General features: G+C 69.7%; 28 protein-coding genes. 8 read left to right on the top strand and 20 right to left on the bottom strand.

Translation table 11 applies throughout. The features are described from left to right. The first annotated feature begins 13 nt into the window (after nt 1–13). Complete coding sequence (locus M9M90_RS18105; protein ID WP_254834634.1) at nt 14–1987, top strand: transglycosylase domain-containing protein; 1974 nt, start codon at nt 14–16, stop codon at nt 1985–1987. On the opposite strand, the gene lpxK is transcribed toward M9M90_RS18105, so the two are convergent. The 5 genes from lpxK to M9M90_RS18080 are packed head-to-tail and all read right to left on the bottom strand — an operon-like array spanning nt 1984 to nt 7707. Next, the gene (gene lpxK / locus M9M90_RS18100) at nt 1984–2973 is read right to left on the bottom strand and encodes a tetraacyldisaccharide 4'-kinase (protein WP_254834633.1); all 990 of its coding nucleotides are present in this window, start codon (nt 2971–2973) and stop codon (nt 1984–1986) included. The genes M9M90_RS18105 and lpxK overlap by 4 nt on opposite strands. Then, nucleotides 2970–4232, bottom strand: coding sequence for a 3-deoxy-D-manno-octulosonic acid transferase (locus M9M90_RS18095; protein WP_254834632.1), 1263 nt, complete (start codon nt 4230–4232; stop codon nt 2970–2972). Before M9M90_RS18095 ends, lpxK begins: the two co-directional genes overlap by 4 nt. Nucleotides 4233–4238: 6 nt before the next feature. Next, a complete protein-coding gene (locus M9M90_RS18090) occupies nt 4239–5225 on the bottom strand; it encodes a cation diffusion facilitator family transporter (protein ID WP_254834631.1) in 987 nt (328 codons plus the stop codon). Then, nucleotides 5222–5938, bottom strand: coding sequence for a lysophospholipid acyltransferase family protein (locus M9M90_RS18085; RefSeq protein ID WP_254834630.1), 717 nt, complete (start codon nt 5936–5938; stop codon nt 5222–5224). The genes M9M90_RS18090 and M9M90_RS18085 overlap by 4 nt, the downstream gene beginning before the upstream one ends. Beyond that, nucleotides 5935–7707, bottom strand: a complete 1773-nt coding sequence (locus M9M90_RS18080; protein ID WP_254834629.1) for an ABC transporter ATP-binding protein — start codon at nt 7705–7707, stop codon at nt 5935–5937. Before M9M90_RS18080 ends, M9M90_RS18085 begins: the two co-directional genes overlap by 4 nt. A gap of 151 nt (nt 7708–7858) precedes the next feature. On the opposite strand from M9M90_RS18080, the gene M9M90_RS18075 reads away from it, so the two are divergent. The 3 genes from M9M90_RS18075 to M9M90_RS18065 are packed head-to-tail and all read left to right on the top strand — an operon-like array spanning nt 7859 to nt 9462. Next, a complete protein-coding gene (locus M9M90_RS18075) occupies nt 7859–8251 on the top strand; it encodes a hypothetical protein (RefSeq protein ID WP_254834628.1) in 393 nt (130 codons plus the stop codon). 42 nt (nt 8252–8293) lie between these two features. Beyond that, the gene (locus M9M90_RS18070) at nt 8294–8722 is read left to right on the top strand and encodes a response regulator transcription factor (protein WP_254834627.1); all 429 of its coding nucleotides are present in this window, start codon (nt 8294–8296) and stop codon (nt 8720–8722) included. Nucleotides 8723–8778: 56 nt separating this feature from the next. Then, nucleotides 8779–9462: a beta-lactamase hydrolase domain-containing protein gene (locus M9M90_RS18065; RefSeq protein WP_254834626.1), complete on the top strand. Its 684-nt coding sequence runs from the start codon at nt 8779–8781 to the stop codon at nt 9460–9462. 179 nt (nt 9463–9641) lie between these two features. On the opposite strand, the gene M9M90_RS18060 is transcribed toward M9M90_RS18065, so the two are convergent. From M9M90_RS18060 to M9M90_RS18040, 5 genes are all read right to left on the bottom strand, one after another. Beyond that, complete coding sequence (locus M9M90_RS18060) at nt 9642–9881, bottom strand: DUF4170 domain-containing protein (protein ID WP_254834625.1); 240 nt, start codon at nt 9879–9881, stop codon at nt 9642–9644. A 24-nt stretch (nt 9882–9905) separates the two neighbouring features. Then, nucleotides 9906–10700, bottom strand: coding sequence for a 3'(2'),5'-bisphosphate nucleotidase CysQ (locus M9M90_RS18055; RefSeq protein WP_254834624.1), 795 nt, complete (start codon nt 10698–10700; stop codon nt 9906–9908). Continuing rightward, entirely contained in the window at nt 10700–12031 is a 1332-nt protein-coding gene (locus M9M90_RS18050; RefSeq protein WP_254837161.1) for a TldD/PmbA family protein, read from the bottom strand. The genes M9M90_RS18055 and M9M90_RS18050 overlap by 1 nt, the downstream gene beginning before the upstream one ends. Before the next feature lie 48 nt (nt 12032–12079). Beyond that, entirely contained in the window at nt 12080–12481 is a 402-nt protein-coding gene (locus M9M90_RS18045) for an MAPEG family protein (RefSeq protein WP_254834623.1), read from the bottom strand. 84 nt (nt 12482–12565) lie between these two features. Continuing rightward, nucleotides 12566–14074: a UbiD family decarboxylase gene (locus tag M9M90_RS18040; RefSeq protein WP_254834622.1), complete on the bottom strand. Its 1509-nt coding sequence runs from the start codon at nt 14072–14074 to the stop codon at nt 12566–12568. A gap of 81 nt (nt 14075–14155) precedes the next feature. On the opposite strand from M9M90_RS18040, the gene M9M90_RS18035 reads away from it, so the two are divergent. Beyond that, a complete protein-coding gene (locus tag M9M90_RS18035; protein ID WP_254834621.1) occupies nt 14156–14380 on the top strand; it encodes a hypothetical protein in 225 nt (74 codons plus the stop codon). Between the two features lie 157 nt (nt 14381–14537). Here M9M90_RS18035 and M9M90_RS18030 read toward each other — a convergent pair whose 3' ends face one another. Next, the gene (locus tag M9M90_RS18030) at nt 14538–14882 is read right to left on the bottom strand and encodes an MmcQ/YjbR family DNA-binding protein (protein ID WP_254834620.1); all 345 of its coding nucleotides are present in this window, start codon (nt 14880–14882) and stop codon (nt 14538–14540) included. A 12-nt stretch (nt 14883–14894) separates the two neighbouring features. Beyond that, entirely contained in the window at nt 14895–16658 is a 1764-nt protein-coding gene (locus M9M90_RS18025; RefSeq protein ID WP_254834619.1) for a gamma-glutamyltransferase family protein, read from the bottom strand. Between the two features lie 164 nt (nt 16659–16822). On the opposite strand from M9M90_RS18025, the gene M9M90_RS18020 reads away from it, so the two are divergent. Next, nucleotides 16823–17086 carry a hypothetical protein gene (locus M9M90_RS18020; RefSeq protein ID WP_254834618.1) on the top strand — a complete coding sequence of 88 codons (264 nt, stop codon included), beginning with the start codon at nt 16823–16825 and terminating at the stop codon, nt 17084–17086. Here the strand turns inward: M9M90_RS18020 and M9M90_RS18015 are convergent. After that, nucleotides 17083–17589 (bottom strand): YkgJ family cysteine cluster protein, encoded by a 507-nt coding sequence (locus M9M90_RS18015; RefSeq protein WP_254834617.1) that lies wholly within the window; start codon nt 17587–17589, stop codon nt 17083–17085. The genes M9M90_RS18020 and M9M90_RS18015 overlap by 4 nt on opposite strands. Nucleotides 17590–17689: 100 nt before the next feature. Here M9M90_RS18015 and M9M90_RS18010 point away from each other — a divergent pair, with 100 nt between their 5' ends. Beyond that, on the top strand, nt 17690–18628 hold the full coding sequence (locus M9M90_RS18010; protein WP_254834616.1) for an aminoglycoside phosphotransferase family protein: 939 nt from the start codon (nt 17690–17692) through the stop codon (nt 18626–18628). On the opposite strand, the gene M9M90_RS18005 is transcribed toward M9M90_RS18010, so the two are convergent. From M9M90_RS18005 to M9M90_RS17975, 7 genes are all read right to left on the bottom strand, one after another. Next, nucleotides 18625–19830: a S1C family serine protease gene (locus tag M9M90_RS18005; RefSeq protein WP_254834615.1), complete on the bottom strand. Its 1206-nt coding sequence runs from the start codon at nt 19828–19830 to the stop codon at nt 18625–18627. The two genes, M9M90_RS18010 and M9M90_RS18005, sit on opposite strands and share 4 nt — an antisense overlap. A 154-nt stretch (nt 19831–19984) precedes the next feature. Next, nucleotides 19985–20326: a VOC family protein gene (locus M9M90_RS18000; protein ID WP_254834614.1), complete on the bottom strand. Its 342-nt coding sequence runs from the start codon at nt 20324–20326 to the stop codon at nt 19985–19987. Nucleotides 20327–20371: 45 nt separating this feature from the next. Then, a complete protein-coding gene (locus M9M90_RS17995; protein WP_254834613.1) occupies nt 20372–21034 on the bottom strand; it encodes a methyltransferase in 663 nt (220 codons plus the stop codon). 30 nt (nt 21035–21064) lie between these two features. Continuing rightward, nucleotides 21065–21997, bottom strand: coding sequence for a fatty acid desaturase family protein (locus M9M90_RS17990; protein WP_254834612.1), 933 nt, complete (start codon nt 21995–21997; stop codon nt 21065–21067). Then, nucleotides 21997–22614: a TetR/AcrR family transcriptional regulator C-terminal domain-containing protein gene (locus tag M9M90_RS17985; RefSeq protein WP_254834611.1), complete on the bottom strand. Its 618-nt coding sequence runs from the start codon at nt 22612–22614 to the stop codon at nt 21997–21999. The genes M9M90_RS17990 and M9M90_RS17985 overlap by 1 nt, the downstream gene beginning before the upstream one ends. A 43-nt stretch (nt 22615–22657) precedes the next feature. Beyond that, nucleotides 22658–23428: an SDR family NAD(P)-dependent oxidoreductase gene (locus M9M90_RS17980; RefSeq protein WP_254834610.1), complete on the bottom strand. Its 771-nt coding sequence runs from the start codon at nt 23426–23428 to the stop codon at nt 22658–22660. Continuing rightward, a complete protein-coding gene (locus tag M9M90_RS17975; RefSeq protein ID WP_254834609.1) occupies nt 23425–24156 on the bottom strand; it encodes an SDR family NAD(P)-dependent oxidoreductase in 732 nt (243 codons plus the stop codon). The genes M9M90_RS17980 and M9M90_RS17975 overlap by 4 nt, the downstream gene beginning before the upstream one ends. Before the next feature lie 166 nt (nt 24157–24322). Here M9M90_RS17975 and M9M90_RS17970 point away from each other — a divergent pair, with 166 nt between their 5' ends. Next, a complete protein-coding gene (locus M9M90_RS17970) occupies nt 24323–24739 on the top strand; it encodes a MerR family DNA-binding transcriptional regulator (RefSeq protein WP_254834608.1) in 417 nt (138 codons plus the stop codon). The last annotated feature ends 43 nt before the right edge of the window (nt 24740–24782 follow it).

The following is a 24782-nucleotide window of genomic DNA, read 5'->3' as shown; positions in this document are numbered from 1 at the left end:
AGCTTCCCCCCGCATGAGCGATCCGACCGGTTCCCTGGAATTCGTGCGTGCGCCCGAGGTCGAGGCGCCTGCACCGGCTCCGGCCCGACCGCCATTCTGGCGCCGCCGTTCCTGGCAGATCGCCGGCGGAGCGTTCCTGGCGCTGCTGGCCCTGTTGATATTCCTGGCCTGGTCCCTGCCGCTAGGCCGGGCCCTGGAGCCGCTAAAGAGTCCGACGCTGATCCTGGTCACCGCCGACGGCAAGGACTTCGCCCGTCGTGGATCGTACAAGGAGGCGCCGGTCGACGTGACCAAGCTGCCGCACCATGTGGGCGCGGCTTTCGTCGCCATCGAGGACCGGCGGTTCTACAAGCACTTCGGCATCGACCTGCGGGCCATCGCCCGGGCGGTGCGGCGCAATTCCGAGGCCGGCGACGTGCGCGAGGGCGCGTCGACCATCACCCAGCAGCTCGCCAAGAACGCCTTCCTGACCAACCAGCGCAGCTTCCGCCGCAAGGCCCAGGAGGCGCTGATCGCCCTCTATCTGGAGGCGCGGCTCACCAAGGATGAGATCCTCTCGCGCTATCTCTCGGCGGTCTATTTCGGCGACGGGGTCTACGGCCTGCGCGCCGCGGCGCGGCACTATTTCGACAAGACCCCCGAAACCCTCAGCCTCGGCGAATCGGCCATGTTGGCGGGGATGGTGAAGGCGCCGTCCAAGCTGGCGCCCACCGAAGACCTGCCGGCCGCCAGGGCGCGGGCGCGGATCGTCCTGGCCTCCATGGTCGAGGTGGGCGAGATCACTCCGGCTCAGGCTCGCCAGGCCCACGGGGTCCGGGTCCGCGAGGGCCGGGTGAAGCTGCCGGTGGGCTCCTACTTCGCCGACTGGGTCACGCCCCAGGCCCGGCGCGCCAACGAGCGGGCCTTCGGCGAGGTGCGGGTGCGGACCACGCTGGATTCCGTGCTGCAGGATCGGGCCGAGAAGCTCCTGCGCCGCGCCATCGAGCGTAACGGCTGGGCGAACGTCACCCAGGGCGCGATCATCGCCATGCGGCCCGACGGCCAGGTGGTGGTGATGGTCGGCGGCCGCGACTATCAGCAGAGCCAGTTCAACCGAGCCGTCGACGCCATGCGCCAGCCGGGCTCGGCCTTCAAGCTGTTCGTCTACCAGGCGGCGATGCGCAGCGGCCAGACCCCCGACAGCATGATCCTCGACGCCCCCGTGGAGATCGGCGACTGGAAGCCGGAAAACCATGAAGGCCGCTATGCCGGTCACGATGTGCGCCTGCGCAACGCCTTCGCCTCGTCGTCGAACGTGGCGGCCGTCCGCCTGGCCCAGCAGGTCGGCCGCGTTGCGATCATCAAGGCGGCCCGCGACATGGGTGTCACGGCCAAGTTCCCCGACGACCTGACCCTGGCGCTGGGTACCGCGCCCATGAGCCTGATGGAGCTGACCGCCGGCTACGCGGCAGTAGCCAATGGCGCCATGCCGGTGATCCCCTATGGCGTGATCCAGGCCGCCGAGCCGGCCAGGACGCCGCTGCCCAAGAAGGAACGTGACGCGCTGCTCGACTTGTTGCGCAACAGCGTGGTGTTCGGCACCGGCAACACGGCCAACATCTCGCCGTACGCCCACGGCAAGACCGGCACGACCCAGGACTATCGCGACGCCGTGTTCGTCGGCTTCGTCGGCGACATGGTCGTGGCCGTGTGGTTCGGCAACGACGACAACAGCCCAATGAAAGGCGTCGCCGGCGGCGGCCTGCCGGCTCAGGTCTGGCGTGAGTTCATGGGCGAGGCCATGCGGCTGAAGACCGTGCGCGTGGCCGGCAAGGTGGTCGGCGGCCCGCCGGTCCGCGTCGAGGCGCCGGTCGACCTGGAGGCCTTGCCGGGGCTGGAAATCCCTGGCCTCACCGCCGAGGAAGGCGCACCCCCGGTGGCGCCGGCCGACCCAGCCGCGCCCGCGCCGGTGGAGGAGCCTGCGCCGGCCGAAGCTCCGCCGTTCTAGAACCGCGCCAGAAGCTCGCTGATCGCGGTCTCGTCCTCGAACACCGCTTTCACCGGCCAGGCCACGACACGCTCGCGCCACGGAGCGGGCAGGCGCACCCAGTCCTTCTCGGTGGTGACCAGGCCGGCGCCGAACAGTTCCGCGCGGTCGGCCAGCATCTTCAGGCTGGCGCCGTCATAGGCGAAATGGTCGGGGAAGGGCACGAAGTCGGCGAGGTCGCAGCCGGCGGCCTTGAGCGCGGTCTCCACCTTCCACGGCATGCCGATGCCCGCGAAGCCGAGCTGCGGCCCTGGCGGCGGCGGGGCGGCGGGCTCCAGGCGGGCGATCAGCACCGTCTTGCCCTTGAACACCGCGACCAGTTCGGGATCGGGCTCGGCCAGGTCGGCGGGCAGCATCAGCACCACCGCGTCGGCGCGGGCCAGGCCCTTCGCCAGGGGCTCGCGCAGGGGGCCGGAGGGGAAGACCGACCCGTCGCCCAGCGGCCAGGCGTTGTTCCGCGTCTCGCCGTCCACGACCACGATGGACAGCGCCTTCCGGAGGCTGGGGTTCTGGTGGCCGTCGTCCATCACCACCACGCGCGCGCCGGCCGCGGCGGCGGCCCCGGCGCCCTCGATCCGATTGCGCGCGATCCAGACGGGTGCATCGGCCGCCAGCATCAGCGGCTCGTCCCCGACCTCGCGGGCGGTGTGCAGGGCCGGATCGACCCGCACGGGGCCATGCAGCGAGCCGCCATGGCCGCGCGACAGGGCGTGGGCGCCGGGCAGCCGGGCCAACAGGGCGCGGACCACGGGCGTCTTGCCGGCCCCGCCCAGGGTCAGGTTGCCGACGCAGATCACCGGAACGCCCGGATCGACCGGGACTGTCCGAGCGATTCGCCGGGCGGTGACGTAGGCCCAAATCCAGGACACCGGCCTCAGCAGCAGACGGCTGACCGGCGCCGGAGCGCCTCGGCGGACATACCACCAGCGGGGTGTGGCGAGCTTCATGCGGGCAGCAGGGGTTCGAGCAGAGCCAGGGCCTGGTCCAACGCGCCCTGCTGGCGTTCGGCATAGGCCAGAGCCGCCTCGCCGATACGCGGGGCGATCAGCGGCTCGGTGAGCAGGCCGCGCAGGTGGCGGGCCAGGATCGCGCCGTCAGCGGCCTCGATGGCCGCCACCTCGTCGAACATCTCGCCATAGACCGCGGCGGCGTTGAAGGCGTGCGGTCCGGTGACGATGGGCCGGCCCAGCCGGGCGGGCTCCAGCGGATTGTGGCCGCCGATCCCGGGGACGAAGGCGCCGCCCATCACCACCACGTCGGCCAGCCGGAAGAACAGGCCCATCTCGAACATGGTGTCGGCCACATAGGCGGTGGTCTCGGTTGCGATCGGCTCGGCCGCCCCGCGCCGGCTGACCGTGAAGCCGGCCGCGCTCAGGAGGTCGGCAACGGCTGGCCCGCGCTCCATATGGCGCGGAGCAACGATCAGGAGGGCGCTGACGGCCGCCTCGACCACCGCCCTGGCGATGATCTCGTCCTCGCCAGGGTGCGTGCTGGCGGCCAGGATGACCTTCCGCGCGCCGATGGCGGCGCGTAGTTCGGCTAGCCGGGCTGGGTCGAAGGGCAGGGGCTCGCCCACCTGTTTGAGATTGAGCTGGGGTCCGAGGCTTGCGCCCAGTCGGGCCAGTCGCGCCGCGGTCTGCGGTTCCTGCGGCAGGACGACGTCGAAGGCGCCGAGCAAGGCCCTGGCCGCGCCCGGGAACCGGGCCCAGCCATCGGCGCTGGCCTGGGTCATGCGGGCCGAGAGCAGGGCCAGCCTCGCGCCCGACGCCTTGGCATGGAGGATCAGGTTGGGCCACAGCTCGCTCTCGACCGTGACCACCAGGCCGGGTCGCCAGTGGCGGAGGAACCGGCTCACGGCGCCGGGCGTGTCCACTGGGGCGTACTGATGGATGACCCCGGCCGGAAGCCGCTCGGCTAGCAGCCGGGCGGCGGTGATGGTGCCCGAGGTGACCAGCAGGACCAGATCGGGCGTGCGCCGATGCAGGGCCTCGACGAGGGGCAGCAGCGAGACGCTCTCGCCCACGCTGACCCCGTGCAGCCAGACCAGCGGGCCGTCAGGGCGCGTCAGGCCCGCATGGCCGAGGCGTTCGGAAAGTCGGGCGGGATCTTCCTTGCCCCTGGCCGCGCGCCGCTTCAGCACCACGCTCGCGAGCGGGCTCAGGACCCGGGTGAGCGCGCCGTAGAGCGCGAGCGAGAGGGGGCGCAAGCGGCTCTAGACCGCGTGGGCGGGGGCGAGGCGGCAGGGTTCGGCGCAGCCGATCTCCACCTGCAGGGTGGCGTGTCCGATGCCGAACCTGTGGGCCAGGGCGTCGCAGGTGGCGTGCAGGAAGTCGTCGCCGTCGTCGTTGACCGGTCGGGTGACATGGGCGGTCAGGGCCGTCTCGGTGGTGCTCATGGCCCAGATGTGCAGGTCGTGGACCTCGGTCACGCCCGGCCGCGCTGTCAGCCAGAGGCGCACGGCATCAACGTCGACCCCCTTGGGCGCGGCGTCCAGCGCCAGGTCGACGGAATCGCGCAGCAGGCCCCAGGTGCCCAGCACGATCACCACAGCGATCAGCAGGCTGAGCGCCGGGTCGATCCAGAGCAGTCCGGTGACCGCGATCAGGCCGGCCCCGACCACCACGGCCAGGGACACCCCGGCGTCGGCGGCCATGTGCAGGAAGGCGCCGCGGACATTCAGGTCTTCATGGCCCTTCATGAACATCAGGGCCGTGGCGGTGTTGATGACCACCCCGATGGCCGCGACGATCATCACCGGGGCCGCGGAGATCTCGGCGGGCTCGGCGAAGCGGCGCACGGCCTCGGAGGCGATGACCCCAACGGCCACCAGCAACAGCACGGCGTTGGCCAGGGAGGCGAGGATGGTGGCTTTGCGCAGGCCGTAGGTGCGCCGCGCGGTGGGCGCGCTCTTGGCGAGCACGGTCGCGCCCCAGGCCAGCAGGAGGCTCAGCACGTCGGAGAGATTGTGGCCGGCGTCGGCCAGCAGGGCGAGGGATCCTGACCACAGGCCCGCGGCCACCTCGGCCAGGACGAAGGCGAAATTCAGCCCGACCCCTATGGCGAAGGCGCGGCCGAAGTCCTTGGGCGCGTGGTCGTGGCCGCCAGGACCGTGCGCATGGCCGTGCGCGCCGTGGTCGTGCCCCGCGTGCGTGTGATCGTGACCGTGGTGATGGTCGTGGCCCATGTCCCTATGTGTCATCGCGCGGCTTGCGGATCAACGTAGCCGACCAGGGTCTCGGCCCGACGGGTGAGCCGCGAGAGCCTGGCCGACCAGTCGACCATCAGGGCGTCGATGGCGCCGTCGTCGGCGTCCGGCGGGACATGGAGCGGCCCGTCCCAGACCACCGCGCCCTTGCCGAAGGGACAGCCGATCATCGCCCGGTCCCAGCTACCGGCCCTGGCGGCGGGCGAGACGGCGATGCCCATCATGAACACCGGAGCGCCGGTGCGCTTGGCGATCTGGGCCGCGCCGGGCGCCATGACCTCATTGGGACCCCGCGGGCCGTCGGGCGTGACGATCAGCACCCCGCCGTCACCCACCAGCTTCATGGACTCGCGGAAGGCCGCGACCACCGCCCGGGCCTTGGCGCTGTCGCCCTTCTTGGCCGAGGAGGCGCGGATGGATGGGAACCTCGCGTGGGCCATGGCCTGGGCGAAGAATTCCCCGTCCCCGGAGGGCGAGACCAGGCAGGCCCGGGGCTTCTTCCACCACACCTTGGCCACGGCCAGGGCCACCGGGATGCGGCCGTGCCAGCAGAGGGCCAGCGCCCCTTCGCCGGAGGCCAAAACCCCATCGACGCATTCGATGTTCTCGTGGCGCCAGCGCACCGTGCGGCGGATCAGCACCATGTAGGCATGCAGGATCCAGCCCAGCGCCACCTGGGTCGCCGGGTGGCGCAGCAGCTGCTTCACGCCGCGCTCTCCGCCTCGAGGTCCTGGCTCTGGGCGAGGCGGGCATAGAGGCCGCGGTCCTTGATCAGGCTGTCGTGGTCTCCGGTCTCCACCACCCTGCCCTTGTCGATCACATAGATGCGGTCGGCCCCGCGCACGGTCGACAGGCGGTGGGCGATCAGGATGGTGGTGCGGCCGGCCATCAGCCGCGACAGGGCCGTCTGGACCTGGGCCTCGCTCTCGGTGTCCAGCGCGCTGGTGGCCTCGTCCAGCAGCAGGATCGGCGCGTCCTTCAGGAAGGCCCGGGCGATGGCGATGCGCTGGCGCTGGCCGCCGGAGAGCCGCGCCCCGGCCTCGCCCACCAGCGTGTCGTAGCCGTCCGGCAGCTCGCCGATGAAGTCATGCGCCGCCGCCGCCGAGGCGGCCGCCTCGATCTCCGCCAGCGTCGCCTCGGGGCGGGCGTAGGCGATATTGGCGCGCACCGTGTCGTCGAACAGGAAGGGCTCCTGGGTCACCAGGGCGATCTGGTCGCGCAGGGAGGCCAGCGTCACGTCGCGCACGTCGATTCCGTCGATGCTCACCTGGCCCGCGGTGGCGTCATAGAAGCGCGGGATCAGGTTGAGGATGGTGCTCTTGCCGCCGCCCGAAGGGCCGACCAGGGCCACGGTTTCGCCCCGGCGGACCTCCAGGGACACGTCGCGCAGGGCGGGCGGGCCGTCGACCGCATAGCTGAATCCCACGGCCTTGAAGCCGATGGTGGCCGCGCCGCGCGGCAGCGGCCTGGCGCCGGCCTGCTCACGCACCTCGGGTTGGACGTCGAGGGCCGTGAACAGCCGCCGGGCGGCCGCCAGGCCCTCGGCCATCACCGTCTGCAGGTTGGCGAGCTGGCGCAGGGACTGGCTCGCCAGGCCCAGGGCCATGATGAAGGCCACAAAGGCCCCGACGTTCATCGCCCCGGTCTGCGAGCGCCAGCCGGCATAGGCGATCACCGCCGCGGTGATCAGGGTCATCAGGAGTTCGGTGGCCGGCGCGGCCCGGGCGCGGGCGTTGGCGCCCTTCACCAGATGCTTCTGGCGGCGATGGACCACCTCAGCGACCCGGCCCTCCTCATAGTCCTCGCGGTTCTCGATCTTCACCACGCGGACGCCGTCGAGGCTTTCCATGATGGCGGTGGAGAGCGCCGAGGTCTCGGCCATGGCGCCCTTGGTGGCCTTGACCGTGCGCCGGGAGAACCGGCGCATGATGGTGCTGGCCAGGGGCGCGGCGACGATCAGCACGATGGAAAGCGCCGGATCGTTGCTGGTCATGACGATGAAGGCGCCGACCAGGGTCAGGGCGTGCTGGGTGTAGTTGATCACGCCGGAGGTGGCGGCCTCGCGGATCAGCCCGGCGTCGTAGAGCACCGACGAGACGAATGAGCCGGAATGCTCGCTGCGCAGCCGCGCCAGGTCGGCGCGCACAAGCTTGCCGAACAGCTGCACCTGGACCTGGCCCACCACCTCGTTGCCGATGCGGTTGACCTGGGTGGCCTGGATCACCTGGGCCAGGGCCCGACCGATAGCCAGGGCGGCTATGGTCAGGGGAATGGTGACCAGGGCGCCGGCCTTGTGGTTGACCAGCAGATCGTTGATCGCCGGTTCCATCATCTGGATGAGAGTGGCGCTGAGATAGGCCACGGCGACGGCCGCCAGCATCGCCACGGTCCAGCCCTTCCACCGCGGCGTCATGTAGACGCGCGCGATCCGGCCGATCACGGCGCGGGTGGGCAGCTCGGCGGCGGGCTCGCTCATCGCCCTTGGGGTCGGCTGTCGGGGCTCCGAAGTCAAGGGAGCCGAACGCCGCCGCGGCCGGCTGGGCCCACCCGCGCGTCGCAGCTGGGCAGAGTTTATCGGGTGTTAATGGCGTCCCGTGCAGCCTCGTCACCAGGCAAGGGACGCTCCGATGCAGACTCAACGGCAGGTCGACGGTGGGCTGGAGGCCAGCGCGGCCACGACGTTCGACGCCCTGGCCTGGGAGATCGAGCTGGCCGGCGCCCGCTGCATCTTCCTCGACAAGCTCATCGGAGACCTGATGCAGACCATGCCCGTCGAAGAGCGAACGCGGCTCATGGAAGGCATGCATGCGGTCGACCTGCTGAGCCAGCACCTGACCGGCCTGTCGGCATTCGCCCGCAAGGTCAGCGAGAGTGTCTCGGAAGACGTTCTGGTCCCGGTCCAGGCGGCGCTGGACGATATCACCCTGGGCGTTCTGGCCGACCGGATGTCCACGGCGTTCGGCGGCGAGGAAATGGGCATCAATCAAGGGGATGACGCCGGGGATCTCGACCTCTTCTAGGTTCCGAGCGCCTGGTCCACCCGTTCAGGAGGGGTGTCGCCGATGCAATTCGATACCCGAGGCCTGAACATCATGATCGTCGACAACGATCGGACGGTTCTGGAGATGCTGCAGATCCGGCTTGAGGTCGCCGGCTACAACACCAGCACGGCCCGCACCGGGCGCGCCGCCCTGGAATCCATGCGTCATGCCCGACCGGCGGCCCTGGTCCTGGATATCAACGTCCCGGACGTCTCGGGTCTCGAGGTGCTGGCCGCCCTGACGCCCCCTGGATGCAAGCCGCCATTCCCGATCCTGGTGATGGGCCGCAAGCTGAGCGCCGATGACGTGCAGCGAGCGATCAACCGCGGCGCCCGCGATTGCATGGCCAAGCCGTTCAGCGGCGCCGACATGCTTGAGCGGGTGGCCCGCCTGCTTCGCCGGACGGTCGCGCCCCCCACGACGGCGGCCCAGCCGGCCGCCTACATCTAGCCGGCGCGCGTTTGGTCGCGCTTTCGTTCGCGCCGTCCAACGCCTAGTTAGGGGCCATGAGCCAGGACATCGCCGCGCCCGGATTCGATCTCAGCACGCCCGCCGGGCGGCGGTCGGCCTATCTCGACTACCTCTGGAACGACCACGCCTATCTGCGCCTGAAATTCCAGAACGCCCACTGGATCAGCGACGAGCTGGTGCGCACCAACCAGCCCTGGCCCCACCAGCTGGCCGAGTGGAAGCGCCGCGGGATCAAGACCATCATCAACCTGCGCGGCGGGTTCGACGCCAGCTTCCACGCCCTGGAGAAGGACGCGTGCGAACGGCTGGGCCTGAAGATGGTCGACTTCACCATCACCTCGCGCGAGGTCCCCAGCCGCGCCCGCGTCCTGGGCGCCAAGGCGCTGTTCGAGAGCATCGAGTACCCGGCCCTGATGCACTGCAAGTCCGGCGCGGACCGGGCGGGCATCATGAGTGTTTTCTACAAGCACTTCCGCCAGGGCCTGCCGATCCGCGAGGCCCTGGAGCAGCTCTCGCTCAAGTACCTGCATGTGAAGCAGGGCAAGACCGGTGTGCTGGACTATACCTTCGAGCGCTATCTGGCCGAAGGCGAGCCCAAGGGGCAGAGCTTCCTCGACTGGGTGCAGAGCGACGCCTACGACGAGGCCGGCATCAAGGCCGACTTCCGCAGCCAGATGTGGGGCCGCCTGCTGACCGAGGGTCTGCTGAAGCGGGAGTAGGCGGGCGGCGGGACGTCCGCTCTCAGATGCTCCCCTCTGGGAGAGCTGTCAGCGAAGCTGACTGAAGGGGACTTTGACCCTTGCTTGTGAGCTCAACCCCCTCCGTCACGTCGCCGAAGAGGGCGACGCGCCACCTCCCCCAGATCGCGCTGCGCGCTGGGGGAGGATCTAGAGCCCCCTCAGTGCTCGTGGTCCTCGTCGTCGTGCGGGTCGAGCAGCTTGTGGGCGTGGATGATGAAGTAGCGCATCAGGGCGTTGTCGACGGTGGACTGGGCCTTTGAACGCCAGGCGGCGAGCGCCTCGGCGTGGCTGGCGTAGGCGCCCACGAGGTCGATCTTCGTGAGGTCGCGGAACTTTATGCCATCCACCTCTTCGAGTTCGCCGCCGATGACGAGGTGCAGGAGCTGTCTGTCGGGCATGGCCGGCTCATTTCCCAAAACGATTCAATTGCGGAGGGCGATATGCGAGACGCGCTCCAGGATCAATGGGGCGAGGCGCGGCGCGGCGCAGACCAGGCTCGGCTGGGCCGGTTTCGGGCCGTTGTAGCTGAAGGGGCGGCCATGATGGTCGCCGACGAAGGCGCCGGCTTCCCGCGCGATCAGGTCGGCGGCGGCGAGGTCCCAGTCGAACTTGGGAACCATCGCGATCGTGGAGTCGAAAGCGCCTGAGGCGACGGCGCACATCCGGTAGGCGGTGGAATTGCGCGCCTCGATTCGCATTTCGGGCCAGGGCGTGGGCCAGGCGGGGTGGGCGAACATCCGCGCGTCGCCGACCATGCCGCAACCCTCGACCTTGTCGCAGCTTGAGGCCTGGATCGAAAAGCCGTCGAGCCGCGCGCCACGTCCGGCCATGGCCGTGTAGGTCTCGTCGAGCTGAGGGGCGAACACCACGCCGGCCAGGGGCAGCCGGTCCTCGACCACGGCGATCGACACCACCCACCAGGGCCGGTCCTTGAGGTAGGATCGAGTGCCGTCGATGGGATCGACCACGAACAGCCGGCGCCTGGCGAGACGCGCGGGATCGTCGGCGGTTTCTTCCGACAGCCACCCATAGTCCGGCCGCGCGGCCGACAGGCGTTCCTTCAGCAAGGCGTCGCAGGCCAGGTCGGCGTTGGTGACCGGCGAATCGCCCGCCTTGTATTCGGTGACCAGGCCCTCGTCTCGTAGCCTGATCGCCAGGGCGCCCGCCTCGTGCGCCGCCTCGGTGATCAGCGCCAGGTCGGCGGCGGCTATGGGCATCAGCGGCCGGCGATGGCCAGGCCGTCGACCAGGATCGAGGGCGAGTTGGCCGATCCTCGAATCTCCAGGTCGGAGCCCGGGACCAGGCGTGCGTAGATGTCGATCAGGTTGCCGGCCACGGTGATCTCGGTGACCGGATAGGCCAGCTCCCCGTTCTCGAACCAGAAGCCCGCGCAGCCGACCGACCAGTCGCCGGTGTTGCCGTTCAGCGAGGGGCCGAACATCGAGGTGATGATCAGCCCGGTCTTGGCGTCGGCCATCAGGGCGGCCTGGTCCTTGGCGCCGGGACGCAGCGTCAGGTTGGTGGTCGAGACGCCGGGCGGACCGGCCAGGCCGCGCGAGGCGTGGCCGGTGGTCTCGAGGCCGAGCTGGCGGGCCGAGGACGAGTTCATCAGCCAGGTGGTCAGCACCCCGTCGTCGATCAGGTTGCGGGCCCGGTTGGCGACGCCTTCGTCGTCGAAGGGCGAGGAGCCGAGGCCGCGGCGGACATGGGGGTCATCGACGATGTTGATCCCCTTGGCGAACACCGTCTGCCCCAATCTGTCCTTGAGGAACGAGGTGCCGCGAGCGATCGACGGCCCGGAGATCGCCCCGATCAGCGGGCCGATCAGCGAGGTGGCGAGGCGGTTCTCGAAGATGACCGGAGCGGTCGTCGAATCGATCTTGCGCGCGCCCAGGCGGGCGACGGCGCGGCGGGCGGCCTCGGCGCCTATGGTCGCAGGGGCCGGCAGGTCGGCGCGCCAGCGGGTGGAGCGACCGTCATAACCGCTCTCCATCGTCTCGCCCTCACCGGCGACCACCGAGGCCCCAACGGAGAAGGTCGATGCGCTGTAGAGGCCGGAGAAGCCGTCGGAGGTCACCAGCCGCCACTGACTTGACGAGGCGGAGGCCGAGCCGCCTTCGGAATTGGTCACCCCGGGGTTGGCGCGGGCGGCGTCTTCCGCGGCGCGGGCGACGTCCTCCAGCGACTCGGGGCTGGGCTCCTCGCTGTCATAGAGGTCGAGGTCGGGGAATGGCGCTTGCGCCAGGCGTTCCTTCGGCGCGAGGCCGGCATAGGGGTCCTCGGGCGCGAGGCGCGCCATGGCCACGGCGCGCTCCACCAGCTTGGCGCGGGCATCCTTGGAGATGTCGGAGCCGGAGACCGTGGCCTGCCGCTGGCCGACGAAGACCCTCAGGCCGAGGTCGCGGGACTCCTCGCGTTCCACCTCTTCCAGTTCGCCCAGGCGTACGTTGATGCCCAGCGCTCGGCGCTCGGCGCTTACGGCTTCGGCGGCATCGGCCCCGGCTTTTCGCGCGGCGGCCACGACATCGGCTAACAGGCTCTCATCCATCCCGGCCATATGGCGGGATGCGCCGCCTTCGGCAAGCTGAAGCGGGCTCTAGACGATCGCGTTGAAGAGCAGGGCGACGCTGGCGAACACGTAGGCCAGCCAGGTCATGGTCATGCCGATGGTCCGGGCGAATGAGGCGCCCCCGCTGCGCGACAGGCCAAACCCGTGCAGCACCCGTCCCACGAACAGCACGAAGCCGGTCACGTGAATGGCCAGGGGGGCGGCGTCGACGACGGCCAGGACCGCAATCCCGATCAGGGCCGGGGGGATGTATTCCGTGGCGTTGCCGAAGGCGCGTATGGCCTGGGCCAGCTCCGGCACGCCTTCGTCACCCAGGGCGACCTTATGACGCTGGCGCTGGCGCACGACCAGCAGCGAGAGCACCAGCAGCAGGATGAGATGCAGCCCGGTCCACAGCGCTGCCGCATGGCCCGAAGAGACGGCGTCCATGTGTGATGTTCCTCTATCGCCCCACGCGATGGCGCGCAGTTGTGCGCGTAACGCCGCCCAGGGCAAGAGGTCGGGTAGTCGACCTTAGTCGGGCAGGCCCAGCCGCGCCCACTTGGCGGTCACCGCCGCGACGGTGGCCTCGTCCATGCCGAGCTTCTCGCCCCACTCGCGCTTGGTCTCGGGCGGCCACTTGTTGGTGGCGTCCAGGCCGATCTTCGAGCCCAGCCCGCTCTCGGGCGAGGCGAAGTCGAGGTAGTCGATGGGGGTGCCTTCCACGACCGTGATGTCGCGGGCCGGATCCATGCGGGTGGAGAGCGCCCACATGACGTCCTTCCAGTCGCGGGCGTTGATGTCGTCATCCACGACGATCACCCACTTGGTGTACATGAACTGCCGCAGGTAGCTCCAGACGCCCATCATCACGCGCTTGGCGTGGCCCGGATAGGCCTTCTTCATGGAGACCACGGCGATGCGGTAGGAACAGCCCTCGGGCGGCAGCCAGAAGTCGACGATCTCCGGGAACTGCTGGCGCAGCAGGGGGATGAAGACCTCGTTCAACGCCTCGCCCAGGACGCTGGGCTCGTCCGGCGGCCGGCCGGTGAAGGTGGTGAGGTAGATCGGGTCCTTGCGCATGGTGATGGCGCTGACCTTGAACACCGGGAACTGTTCGACCGAATTGTAGTAGCCCGTGTGGTCGCCGTAGGGGCCCTCGTCGGCATATTCGTCCAGCATGACGTGGCCCTCGATGACGATCTCGGCCTGGGCCGGGACCATCAGGGGCACGGTCTTGGCGGCGACCAGATCGACCTTGGCCCCGCGCATCAGGCCGGCGAACTGATACTCCGACAGGGTCTCCGGCACCGGAGTCACGGCGGCCAGGATGGTCCCCGGATCGGCGCCGATCACCGCGCAGGCGGGCAGGGCGTCGGGCTTGCCGGCCGCCTTCCAGCGGCGGTGGTGCTGGGCGCCGCCTCGATGGGCCAGCCAGCGCATGATCGTCCTGTCCTTGCCGATCACCTGCATGCGGTAGATGCCGAGGTTGTAGTCGTCCTCGCGCTCGTCCGACGGCCCCTTGGTCACCACCAGCGGCCAGGTGATCAGCGGGGCGGGTTCGCCCGGCCAGCAGGTCTGGATCGGCAGCTTGGAGAGGTCGATCTGGTCGCCCGTCCAGACCACCTCCTGCACCGGCGCCTTCTTCACCGTCGCCGGCCGCATGGACATCACGGTCTTGGCCAGCGGCAGCATGTCCCAGGCGTCTTTCAGGCCGCGAGGCGGCTCGGGCGCGCGCAGGAAGGCCAGCAGCTCGCCGACCTCGCGCAGGTCGGCGGCGGTTGTCCGTTCGCGGCCGTCCAGGGTGACACCCATGGCCACGCGCTTCACCGTCCCGAACAGGTTGATCAGGCAGGGCATGGACGAGCGTTCGCCGTCGGCGCGGATGACGTTCTCGAAGATCACCGCCGGGCCGCCCTTGGCCAGCAGGCGGCGATGGATCTCGGTCATTTCGAGCACGGAAGAGACGGGCTCCTTTACCCGCACCAGCTCGCCGGCGGCTTCCAGCTTGGCGATGAACTCCCGCAAGGACCGATAGGCCATGTCGTCTCCTGAACTCGCGCCGGAAGCTAGGGCGCGGGCGGGCTGGTGTCACGCCTGGGTGTCCCCTAAAATCAAAGGGCCATGAAACGTATCGACCTCGACGACCTGCCGCCCAAGCTCGCCCAGCTCCTCACCAGCGTCGAGGAGGGCGAGGAACTGCTGCTGGTCCAGAACGGTGGGGTGGCCGGCCGGCTCACCGGCGGCGCCCCGGTCGCTGAGACCCCCGCCGATCCGGAAGAACCCACCCGCGAGCGCGCCGCCGAAGTGTTCGAGAACTTCCGCGCGGCCATGGAAGACGATTTCTAGGGGCGAGATCCTCCCCCAGCGCGCAGCGCGATCTGGGGGAGGTGGATCGTCGCCACTTCGCGACGAGACGGAGGGGGTGGCAGCCCCCGAAGTGAGTCAAGGTCCCCCTCAGTCGGCTTCGCCGACAGCACCCCCAGGGGGGGAGCATCTGGGAACCTCAGGACCGCGCCGCGTCGAATTCCTTCACGGCCTTCTTCGGCGCCAGCTTGCGCCAGCGGCGATCGAGGAAGTTGCGGAACGATCCCGGATGCAGGCTCTCGATGCGCGCCAGCACGCTGGGATAGTCCTTGTAGTGCGGGGTGATGTGGAAGGTGGCGGGCTCGGCCTCCATCAGCATCTCGCGCTCGTCGTGGCTGACGTCCAGCAGGACCACGCTCTGGTCCTCCCGCCGCAGCCGCGTGAAGAACTTGCCATAGACCTTGAACGAGGGCTGGCCATAGGAGGAACCCTCCTCGGCGCCGGGGAAGGACAGGGCGATCTCGCGCACCTCGTCTGGGGTCATCGGTGGTCTCCTCTAGTAGGCCAGGGCCACGCCGTCCTTGCGCATCTCGGTGGCCGCGGCGTAGCGGCCCGGCCAGCGCTCGATGGCTTGGTAGCCGCCATAGCCGCCCCGGTCGGGCGCCAGTTTCCATCCGATCTTGGCCAGAGCCTCCCGCGTCGCCGCCGGCACGCCGGTCTCCAGGTTGAGCACGCCGACGCCCTGCTGGGCCTCCCCTGTAGGCTCGGTGGAACCCCCATGGTGCCAGCGGGGGCTGTCGCCGGCCTCCTGGAGGCTCAGGCCGAAGTCGACCATGTTGGAAATGATCTGCGCCTGGCCCTGGGGCTGCATGTCCCCGCCCATGACCCCGAAGGAGAGCCAGGGCCTGCCGTCCTTGGTGGCGAAGCCCGGGATGATGGTCTGGAAGGGCCGCTTGCCGGGCGCATAGATATTGGGGTGGCCGTCGGTGAGCGCGAACAGCTCGCCCCGGTCCTGGAACATGAAGCCCAGGCCGTCCGGAGCCAGGCCCGAGCCCATCCCGCGATAGTTCGACTGGATGATCGAGACCATCATCCCATCCTTGTCGGCGGTGGTGAAATAGGTGGTGTCGCCGTGGCTGGGCGCCTGGCCCGGATGAACGGGGCTCAGGATGGCGTCGGGGCGGATCAGCCTGGCGCGCTCGCGGGCGTAGTCCTTCGACAGCAGCCACTCCGTCCGAGCCTTGTGGAAGTCGGGGTCGGCGTAGAACCGCGCCCGGTCCTCGAAGGCCAGGCGCTTGGCCTCCACCGCGTGGTGGATGGACGCCGCCGACTGGAACCCCATGGCCTTCACATCGAAGGTCTCGAGGATGTTCAGCAGCTGCAGCGTGGCCAGGCCCTGGCTGTTGGGGGACAGGCCCCAGACGTCGACCCCTCGATAGTTGATGCTGTGGGGCGGGTCCCAGCGGGCGTGGTGGGCCGCCAGGTCGGCCTTGGTCATCCAGCCGCCGATGCGCTTGAAATAGGCCTCGATGGTCGCCGCCGTCTCCCCGCCATAGAAGCCCTCGCGGCCCTCGGCGGCGATCCGGCGGTAGGTGCGCGCCAGGTCCGGATTGCGGAACAGCTCGCCCTCGCGCGGGGTCTTGCCGGACGGCGCCCAGGTCTTCTTGAAGTTCTCCACCTCCTCGATGCCCGAGGCCGGCCGGGTGAAACTGGTCAGGGAGCGGTCGAGGTAGAAGGCGACGTTCTGGGTGACCGCATGCCCTTCCTCGGCGTGGCCGATGGCCGGAGCGAACAGGTCCTTCCAGGCCAACTTTCCGTAGCGCTGGTGCAGGGTCCACCAGGCGTCCACCGCGCCCGGCACGCTGACCGAGATCGCGCCATGGGAGGGGATCAGACCTTTCTTCGAGCGGGCGCGCACGGTCTCCAGCGACAACCCCTTGGGGCTGCGGCCCGAGCCGTTCAGGCCCTCCACCTTGCGGGTCTTGGGGTCCCACAGCATGACGAAGCAGTCGCCGCCTATCCCGCAGGCGATGGGCTCGCATAGTCCCAGCACCGCGTTGGCGGCGATGGCCGCGTCGACCGCCGAGCCGCCGGCCTTGAGGATCTCGATCGCCGCGAGGCTGGCCAGGGGATGGGCGGTGGCCGCCGCCCCGTGCAGGCCCCAGGCGGCGCTGCGCGAGGCGAAGGTCGCGCCGTCCACCCGGTCGCCGCCGTGCACGTCAGGCCGGTCGCGGTTGGGGTTCTCGCCGCGGCTTTGCGCCAGGGCCGGGCCGGCGACGGCGACTGCGGGGAGGGCGGCGAGGAAGGTGCGGCGGCGCATGGAGGCTCCGAAGACAAATGCTCTATGACGGCCACTATAGGGGCGTCCTTGCCCCTGGCATCCCTGAAGTTCGCAGACTTCGTCCATGGATCAGACGTGTCGGGACATCGTCCCTACCTTGCCGGAACCCGTCCGTCTCCATATGATCTGAGCAGGGGATAGATATGCGGAAGATAGACATCTTGGCGGCTTCGGCCGGGCTGATCGCCTGCCTCGCCATCGGCAGGCCGCCCCCGCCGCAGGCCGATGAGCTGGCGGCGGAGACCTGGCTGCTGGAACAGGGCGTGGAGGGCGCCTTCACCGAGCTGAGCGGCTCCTTCGAGGCCTGCTACTCCGCGACCCTGCCCAAGGCGGGCGAGGCCGATCAGCGTGCGGGATTGGTGCTGGCCTCCACCTGCTACGCCGACGCCTCAAACCTCGTTGCCTAGGCCGGCAGGTCGCTGAGGATCATGGCGTAGGGGACCATCTGGCCGTCGCGCTCCGCATAGCCGCTGACCAGCTTGTGCTCGGGATCGACCACGCCCAGGTCCACATCCTCGTGCGGGAAGACTACGATGCGCCGTTGGTCGATGCAGACCACCAGCTCGTAGCCCTCCAGGGCGCGCTGCGACATGGCCTTGATCCGGCGATAATAGGGCTCGCGCTTCCAGGCCGCGGGCTGGGCCGGATCTACGATGACGTTGAGCCGCTTGCCGTCCTTCTCGGTGTACATCAGGAACTTGGCCCGGTCCGGGCGCCAGGCGTCGTCCAGCTTCTCGGAGTCCAGCCACAGGCACATGAAGCCACGGCACGCGGGCGGTCGGTCGGCATAGATGCCGCAGCCCGTTCCGCGCCTGAAATGGCCGCACCAGGCGCCGGCGGACTTTTCCAGCTCCCGGATGGCCAGCAGCTTGCAGCACATCCCGCACTCGCCGCAGCTCTTGCCCGTCATCCCCACATCACCCGTTCATCCGGCCGCGGACGATAGCCGAGCCCCGTGACGGTTCGGCGACGGGCTCGACGCGGGCGCCTCGCCTGTGCAGACTTCGCCCATGGCCGACAGGGCGATCGAGGTTCCGGGGCCGGTGCGGCTGCGCGCCGAGGCTGCGGGCGAGGCGGGCGTCGCCTGGCTGAACGGCCTGGGCGACCTAGTCGCTGGGCTTGAACGCGACTGGGGCCTGGCCGTTGGCTCGACGCTGCACGGCGGCACCGGCAGCTATGTCGCGCAGGCGACGACTCGCGAGGGCGAGCCCGCGGTCCTCAAGCTGGGCATGCCGGGCGAGGACGTCACCGGTGAGATCGCCACCCTCGTCCGGGCCGAAGGCCGCGGCTATGTGCGGCTGCTGCGCCACGACGCGGCGCGGGCGGCCATGCTGCAGGAGCGCCTGGGGCCTTCGCTCAGCAGTCTCGACCTGTCGGTCGAGGATCGGATGGCCGCCATCTGCCGCACCCTCCAGGCCGCCTGGACGACGTCGCCGCAAGGCCTGGACCTGATGACCGGGGCTGAGAAGGCGCGCTGGCTGGGCGACTTCATCGGCGAGACCTGGGAGGCGCTGGACCGGCCGTGTTCCGAGCGGGCGGTCGCCCAGGGCCTGGCCTATGCCGAGCGCCGGGCCGCCGCCTTCGATCCGGACGCCTGCGTCCTGGTCCACGGCGACGCCCACGACCACAACACCCTGCGGGTCCCGGGAACCGAGCTCTTCAAGTTCGTCGACCCCGACGGCCTGGCGGCCGAACCGGCCTGCGATCTGGCCGTCCCCATGCGCGAGTGGAGCGCCGAGCTGTTGGCTGGCGATCCTTTGGAGCTCGGCCTCGTCCGCTGCGCGCGGCTGAGCGCCCTCACCGGAGTCGAGGCTGGCGCCATCTGGGAGTGGGGCGTGATGGAGCGGCTCTCCACCGGCCTGCTCGCCACCAAGCTCGCCTATCAACCCGAGGGCCGCGAGATGCTGGCCGTCGCCGACGCCTGGGCGTTCGTCGGGCCGCTCCCTTAGGATGAGGGGCTGAGGGATAGGAAGGCGAAGGCGTCGCCGATGGGGATGAAGAAGTTGATCCCACGCGGCGCGTCCTTCTGCCCAATGCCGGCCACCGTCACACCGATCACGGCGCCCCTCTGATCGAGCAACGGCCCACCGCTGTTTCCGGGATTCACCACAACGTCGCTCTGGATGAAGTTGTAGCCGCCGAGCGTGCGGGTGGCCGACACCACGCCCTGGGTCAGACTGCCTTGCAGCCGCGAGTCCAGCGGGGTCCCGATGGCGAACACCGTCTCTCCTGTCTGCACGCCGCTGCGCCGGAGATCGAAGGGCTGACGGCCCCGAGGATCGGTCTTGATCAGGGCGATGTCGCGACCCGCGTCGGAGCGAATGACCTCGCCGACGGTTTCGACGCCGTCGGACCACTTCACCTTCAGGAATTTGGAGGCGCCCACCACATGGCGATTGGTCAGTAGATGGCCGTCGCGCGACACCAGAAAGCCGCTGCCCATGCCGTCGCCGGTGAACAGGGCGACCACCGATCCGGAGGCCTCCGAAATGGGCCGCGCCGTCCCACGCGGCGCCAGCGGGAGGGCGATGGGCGGCGCCGCGATCGGACTCCTCAGCGCCGAGGCCGAGGGCCCCGCACTCAGGACCGCGGTCCGGAAATCGTCCGACGCCGCCAGCGCGCGGACATTGGCGGCGAAAACCCCCTGCAGCATCGCATCGACGACTTGCGTCCGCGGTTCCTTGTAGTCGACCCGCACGACCGTGGGGACCTTGGCGAGCACCTTTGATTCAACCGGCGAGTAGATCTGCCACTCGATCGACATCTGGGCGACGCCGAGCGCCGGAACATCGGCCAGTTCCAGCTTGCGATCACGCGCCGTCAAACCCCCGCAGGCCATGATCGAGACGTCGGTGATCAGCGCCCCGACCTGGAGTTCGGCTCCGTCGTCCTCGTCGTCCCTGAACAGGTTGTTGGGGTCGCCGGCGACGGTGAAGCCCAATCCGGTCAGCTCATCGCGGAAGAGGCGTTCGACCACCGGATCTCTCTTGAAGCCGTCCTGCGAGGTGTCCCAAACCGCCTCGCTATCGACGGGACAATTGCGGCCCCAGAGGATCAGGGCCCAGGGCTGACCGTGCTTCATTGTGTCGCCGACCCGGGCCAGCGAAACGCTGCGCGGCTTGGCGCCCATGGGCAGTGGCGCGGCCGTCACGGTCGGCGGCGCGGTCTCCGCCAGTACGGACAGGTCCGACCGCGCTTGCGCCGGCGCCGACCACAAGACCAAGGCCGCGCCAATCGCACCCACGCTTCTCAACATCGCCGCCCCCGAAAGCTGCAGTCCCGACGTCAGTTCAACCCCAAGGCGACTAATTCTCGGTAAAGACCGCCAGTTCGTTGCCGCTGGGATCGCGGAAGTGGAAGCGTCGCCCGCCGGGGAAGCTGAAGATCGGTTTGACGATCACCCCGCCCGCGGCGATCACCTTGGCCTCCATGGCTTCCAGGTCGTGGGCAAACAGCACCACCAGGGGCTTGGTGAGCTGAGAGGCCGCGTCGGCGTCGAAACCGCCGTCCAGGCCCTCGCTATAGGCCGCGTAGGAGGGGCCATAGTCGGTGAAGCTCCACCCGAAAGCCTTGTTGTAGAAGGCCTTGGTGGAAACGATGTCCCCGCCCGGCATCTCCACATAGTCGATCTTGCCGTCTTCGCGCATTTCGGCCTCCGCACATGTGTTCTTTATTTGTTCCAGGCTAGCGGCTCAGGCCGGGAGAGTCCAGACAGCGGTCTTCTTGATCTCGAAGTCCTCCAGTTCGCGGGTGGTCTCGACCTGGTATTCGGCCAGCTTCTCGAGCCCGACCTTGGGGAAATAGCTGCGCCCGGGATCGCCGATCAGCACACGCACGCCGCGTACGTGGGCGGCGGCCAGCCAGTCCATCACCTTGGCCGCCAGCGGCTTCTCGTAGCAGATGTCCCCGGCCAGGATGACGTCGGTCTGCGGGGCGGGGGCGTCCAGCAGGTCGAGGCCGGTATAGCCGACGACCACCCCATTGGCCTTGGCGTTGAGGTCGAGGGCCGCGCCACAGAAGTCGTCGATGTCGGCGGCCAGCACCTCGAACGCCCCGGCCTGCATGGCGGCGATGGCGACGATCCCGGAGCCCGAGGCGAAGTCGATCACCCGCTTGCCCGCCACCTCTTCGGGGTTGTCGAGGATGTAGCGGGCCAGGGCCTGGCCGCCCGCCCAGGCGAAGGCCCAGAACGGCGGCGGCAGGCCGATCTCGGCCAGGGCCTCCTCGGTCATCTTCCAGATCGGGGTGATTTCGTCGGCCAGGTGCAGGGTGATCTCCGGCGTGTGCGGAGGCTGCTGCAGCCGGGTGTTTCGAAGGATAAAGGCCTGGCGGCCCTCGATGGAGGGATCGATCATCCCGCCATCTAGCATGGCGGCAGCCGGACTCTAGGCCGGCTTGCTCGACGCCAGGCTGAGCACCTTCAGATAGCCGCCCGGCTCGACCAGCATCCGCTGCGTCACGCCCTTGCGCGCCAGGAGCTTGTGCGCGCGGGGCAGGCTGTAGCAGGGCAGGTGCATGAACATGTGATGTTCGCAGTGGTAGTTCACATAGTAGGGCGCGATCAGCAGACGCTCGATCAGGCTGGCCTTGGTGGTGCGGGCCTGGCGCATGGGGTCGGGCTCGTTCTCGTCGATGCAGGCGTGCTCGGCGATGTTCCGCAGGCGGGTGACCAGCGGATACCAGGTGGCCTGGGGCAGGACCCACAGCACCGGCCAGACCCACCACAGGCCGAAGGGCGCGGCCACCGCGGTCACGACGGCGCCGCCGATCAGCCAACGGCGGTGGCGCTTGAGCTCGGCGCCGAGGATCGGCAGCAGGGGTTCGCCGGACTTGCGGGCCTTGAGCTTCTTCACGAAGCCGCCGAACCGCGCCTTGAAGAAGGTCTGGCCGGTGAGGTCGCGCACGATCTTGCGCCGCAGGGACAGCCGCGTGATCGGGAAGGGCGCAGACAGGGTCAGGTCGGGGTCTTCGGTCTGCTGGGCGAAGCGGTGGTGGGTCAGGTGATAGGGGCGGTAGGTGCGCACCCCGCCGCCGGTGAGCCACTCGCTGAGCCAGTCATTGAATTTGAGGTTCTTGTGCAGGGCGCCGTGGGCGGCGTCGTGCATCAGGATCGCAAGGCCCAGTTGCCGCGCGCCGATGATCATCACCGCCAGGGGCAGGGTGAAGGGCCAGACCACGACCATGGCGCCGGCCGCGACGATGGTCGCCCAGGCGTGGGCGATCATGGCCAGCCCCTTCCACGACGAGCGGCGCGACATGGGCGCCCACTCTTCGGGGGTGAAGAAGTCCTTGGGGTCCAGGCGGGCGGCGGCGGCCATCAGGCGTGTCCCCCAGCGATGCGGGCGTGGCCCAGCATGGCCAGCATCTCGTCAACCGCGGCCGAGCCCGTGACCTCGGTGGCGCCGTCGCGCAGGGCCACGCCCAGGGCCAGGGTCCAGAAGCGCCGCGCGGTGGTCGCCGGGTCGTCCCGGCCCGACCAGCCGCGCCGCTGGCGCACCTCCGCGAAGGCGCGGTCGCCCTGGCCGTGCAGGCGATCGAAGGTCCGCTCGATCAACGGGGCGAGGTCCTGCCGCCGCCGGGTGAGGGACAGGGCGTCCACGAAGAGGGCCAGGCCGGGCGATCCGATCACAGTCTCCACCAGGCTGCGGTTGTAGTCGGAACCGGTGACGGCGGACGCCGCGGCGGTCTCGGCCTGGCGCGCCACATAGAGCACCTCGCGGCAGGCGGCCTCCACGAACAGGGCCTCCTTGGTCCGGAAATAATAGGTGACCTGGCTGGGGAAGGCTCCGGCCGCCGCGGCGATCTCGGCCACCGACACCCCGGCAAGACCCTTCGCCTTGAACAGCTCCACCGCCGCGTCGAGCAACCGCGAGCGCATGCGCTTTCCAGGCTCGCGCATGGCCCGTTTCTCGGCCAGGGAAAGGACGTTCAGCATGGCTTATTTGTATGACGTACAAGCCATTTCGTCAAGGCTGGGCCTAGGCGTTGCGGGCCGTCAGCCCCCCGTCCACCGGGATCACCGCGCCGGTGATGTAGGAGGCCGCCGGCAGGCAGAGGCTGACGGTGACGTGGGCCACTTCCTCCGGCTCGCCGTAGCGGCCCATGGCCGTGCGGCGCCTGGCGAAGGTCTCCTTGGCCTCGTCGGGGATTGCGGCGGTCATGCCGGTGCGGATGGGACCGGGGCAGACGCAGTTGACCGTGATCCCCTCGCGCCCGAGCTCCACGGCCAGCGCCCGGGTCAGGCCCACCACCCCGGCCTTGGCCGCGGCATAGGGGCTGTCGCGGGCGGTGGCGCCCAAGGCCTCGGTGGAGGCGATATTGACGATGCGCGGCGCGGCCGAGGCGCGAAGGTGCGGCAGGGCCGCGCGCACCACCCGCTGGTGGGCGGTGAGCAGGATCGAGAGCGACCGGGCCCAGACGGCCTCGTAGTCGTCGCTGTCGATGGCCGAGAAGGCGGACACCCCGGCGTTGTTGACCACCACGTCCAGGCCGCCGAGACGCTGGGCGATCTCCTCGACCACGGCGATGATCTCGGCGGCGTCGGACACGTCCAGTTTCCACGGATGGACGCTGAGCCCCTCGTCGGCCAGGGCGCTGGCGGCGGCCTCGGCCGAGGCCGCGGTGTAGTCGGTGAGCGCCACCTCCGCGCCCTCCTGGGCGAAGATCCGGGCGGTGGCCAGGCCCATGCCGCTGGCCGCCCCGGTGACCAGGACGCGGGAGCCCTTTAGCGAACGTCCGGGCGCGCTCACAGGCTGAGCCCCCCGTCGACGATCAGGGTCTGGCCGACCACGTAGCCGGCGAGCGGCGAGGCCAGGAACAGGGCCGCGCCCGCCATGTCCGACGGCTCGCCCATACGGCCGGCCGGGATGCGGGCCAGCGCGCCGCGCAGGCGGTCGGGATGCTCGGTGGTGACCTTGGTCAGCTTGGTGGCGACCAAGCCGGGCGCCAGGCCGTTCACCCGGATGCCGTCGCCGGCCCAGGCCTGGCCGAGCGTCTTGGTCAGGCTGACGGCCCCGGCCTTGGAGGCAGCGTAGGCCGGGTTGCCGCGGTTGGCCTGGTAGCCCGAGACAGAGCTGACGATGATGATGGAGCCGCGCGCCTGGCTAAGGGCGTCATGGAACTTCATGGCGCAGGCCATCAGGCTATCGAGGTTGACCGCCATGACCCTGTCCCAGCCCTCCGGCCCGAACTCGCCGCGCTTGTAGACCACCGTGCCCTGGCAGAGGACGAGGATGTCCAACGGGGCGATGGGGGCGGCGGCCTCGATCTCCGCACGGTTTCCCACATCGACCTTGGCGTAGGCCAGGCCGGCCAGGTCCGAGCCGTCCGCCGGGTCATAGTCGGCGGCCCGCGCCCGGGTGCCCCAGACGTGGACCTTGGCGCCCCGCTTGCGGAACCCGTGGGCGATCCCGTTGCCTATGCCGCTGGAGCCGCCGACGACCAGCGCCGTCTTGCCGCCAAAATCGAGGTCGCTCATGCGTTTGGCCTCCCGTTTGCGCGATCCTCCCCCGTGCTGAAAAGGCCGACAAGCGTGACCCAACGGCAGGTCCGGAAGTTGACGTAACTGATTGACGTTCACGTAAAGGGAAGGGCAAGCTTCGATCTCGACGGGCGGTACGGCCCGCGATCCCAGGGAGGACAGAATGACCGCCAAGCTTCGCCGCCCGGCGATGAGCTTCACCATCACCCAGCTCTGCCGAGAGTTCGGCGCCACCGCGCGCGCGCTGCGGTACTACGAGGACCAGGGCCTGCTCGCCCCCGCCCGCCAGGGCATGGCGCGGGTCTATTCCTACCGCGACCGCGCCCGCCTGCAGATCATCCTCAACGGCAAGCGCGTCGGCCTGTCCCTGGCCGAGATCCGCGACATCCTCAGCCTCTACGGCCAGGGGGACGGGGAGGTCGCCCAGAACGCGCTCGCCCTGCGCAAATTCCGCGAGCGGATCGTGGCCTTCGAGCGTCAGCGTCAGGAGATCGACGACGCCATCGACGAACTCCGCCGCGCCAGCGCCCGGATGGAGCAGCGCCTGGCCGAGCAGCACGGCGACCGCCAGGTCGCCTAACGGTGTTCCAGATCCTCCCCCAGCGCGGAGCGCGGTTTGGGGG

Origin of the sequence: Phenylobacterium sp. LH3H17 (genome assembly GCF_024298925.1) — a bacterium.
Classification (GTDB): domain Bacteria; phylum Pseudomonadota; class Alphaproteobacteria; order Caulobacterales; family Caulobacteraceae; genus Phenylobacterium.
Note: the sequence above shows the minus strand (reverse complement) of the source record. Positions and strands in the feature narration are given on the sequence as shown.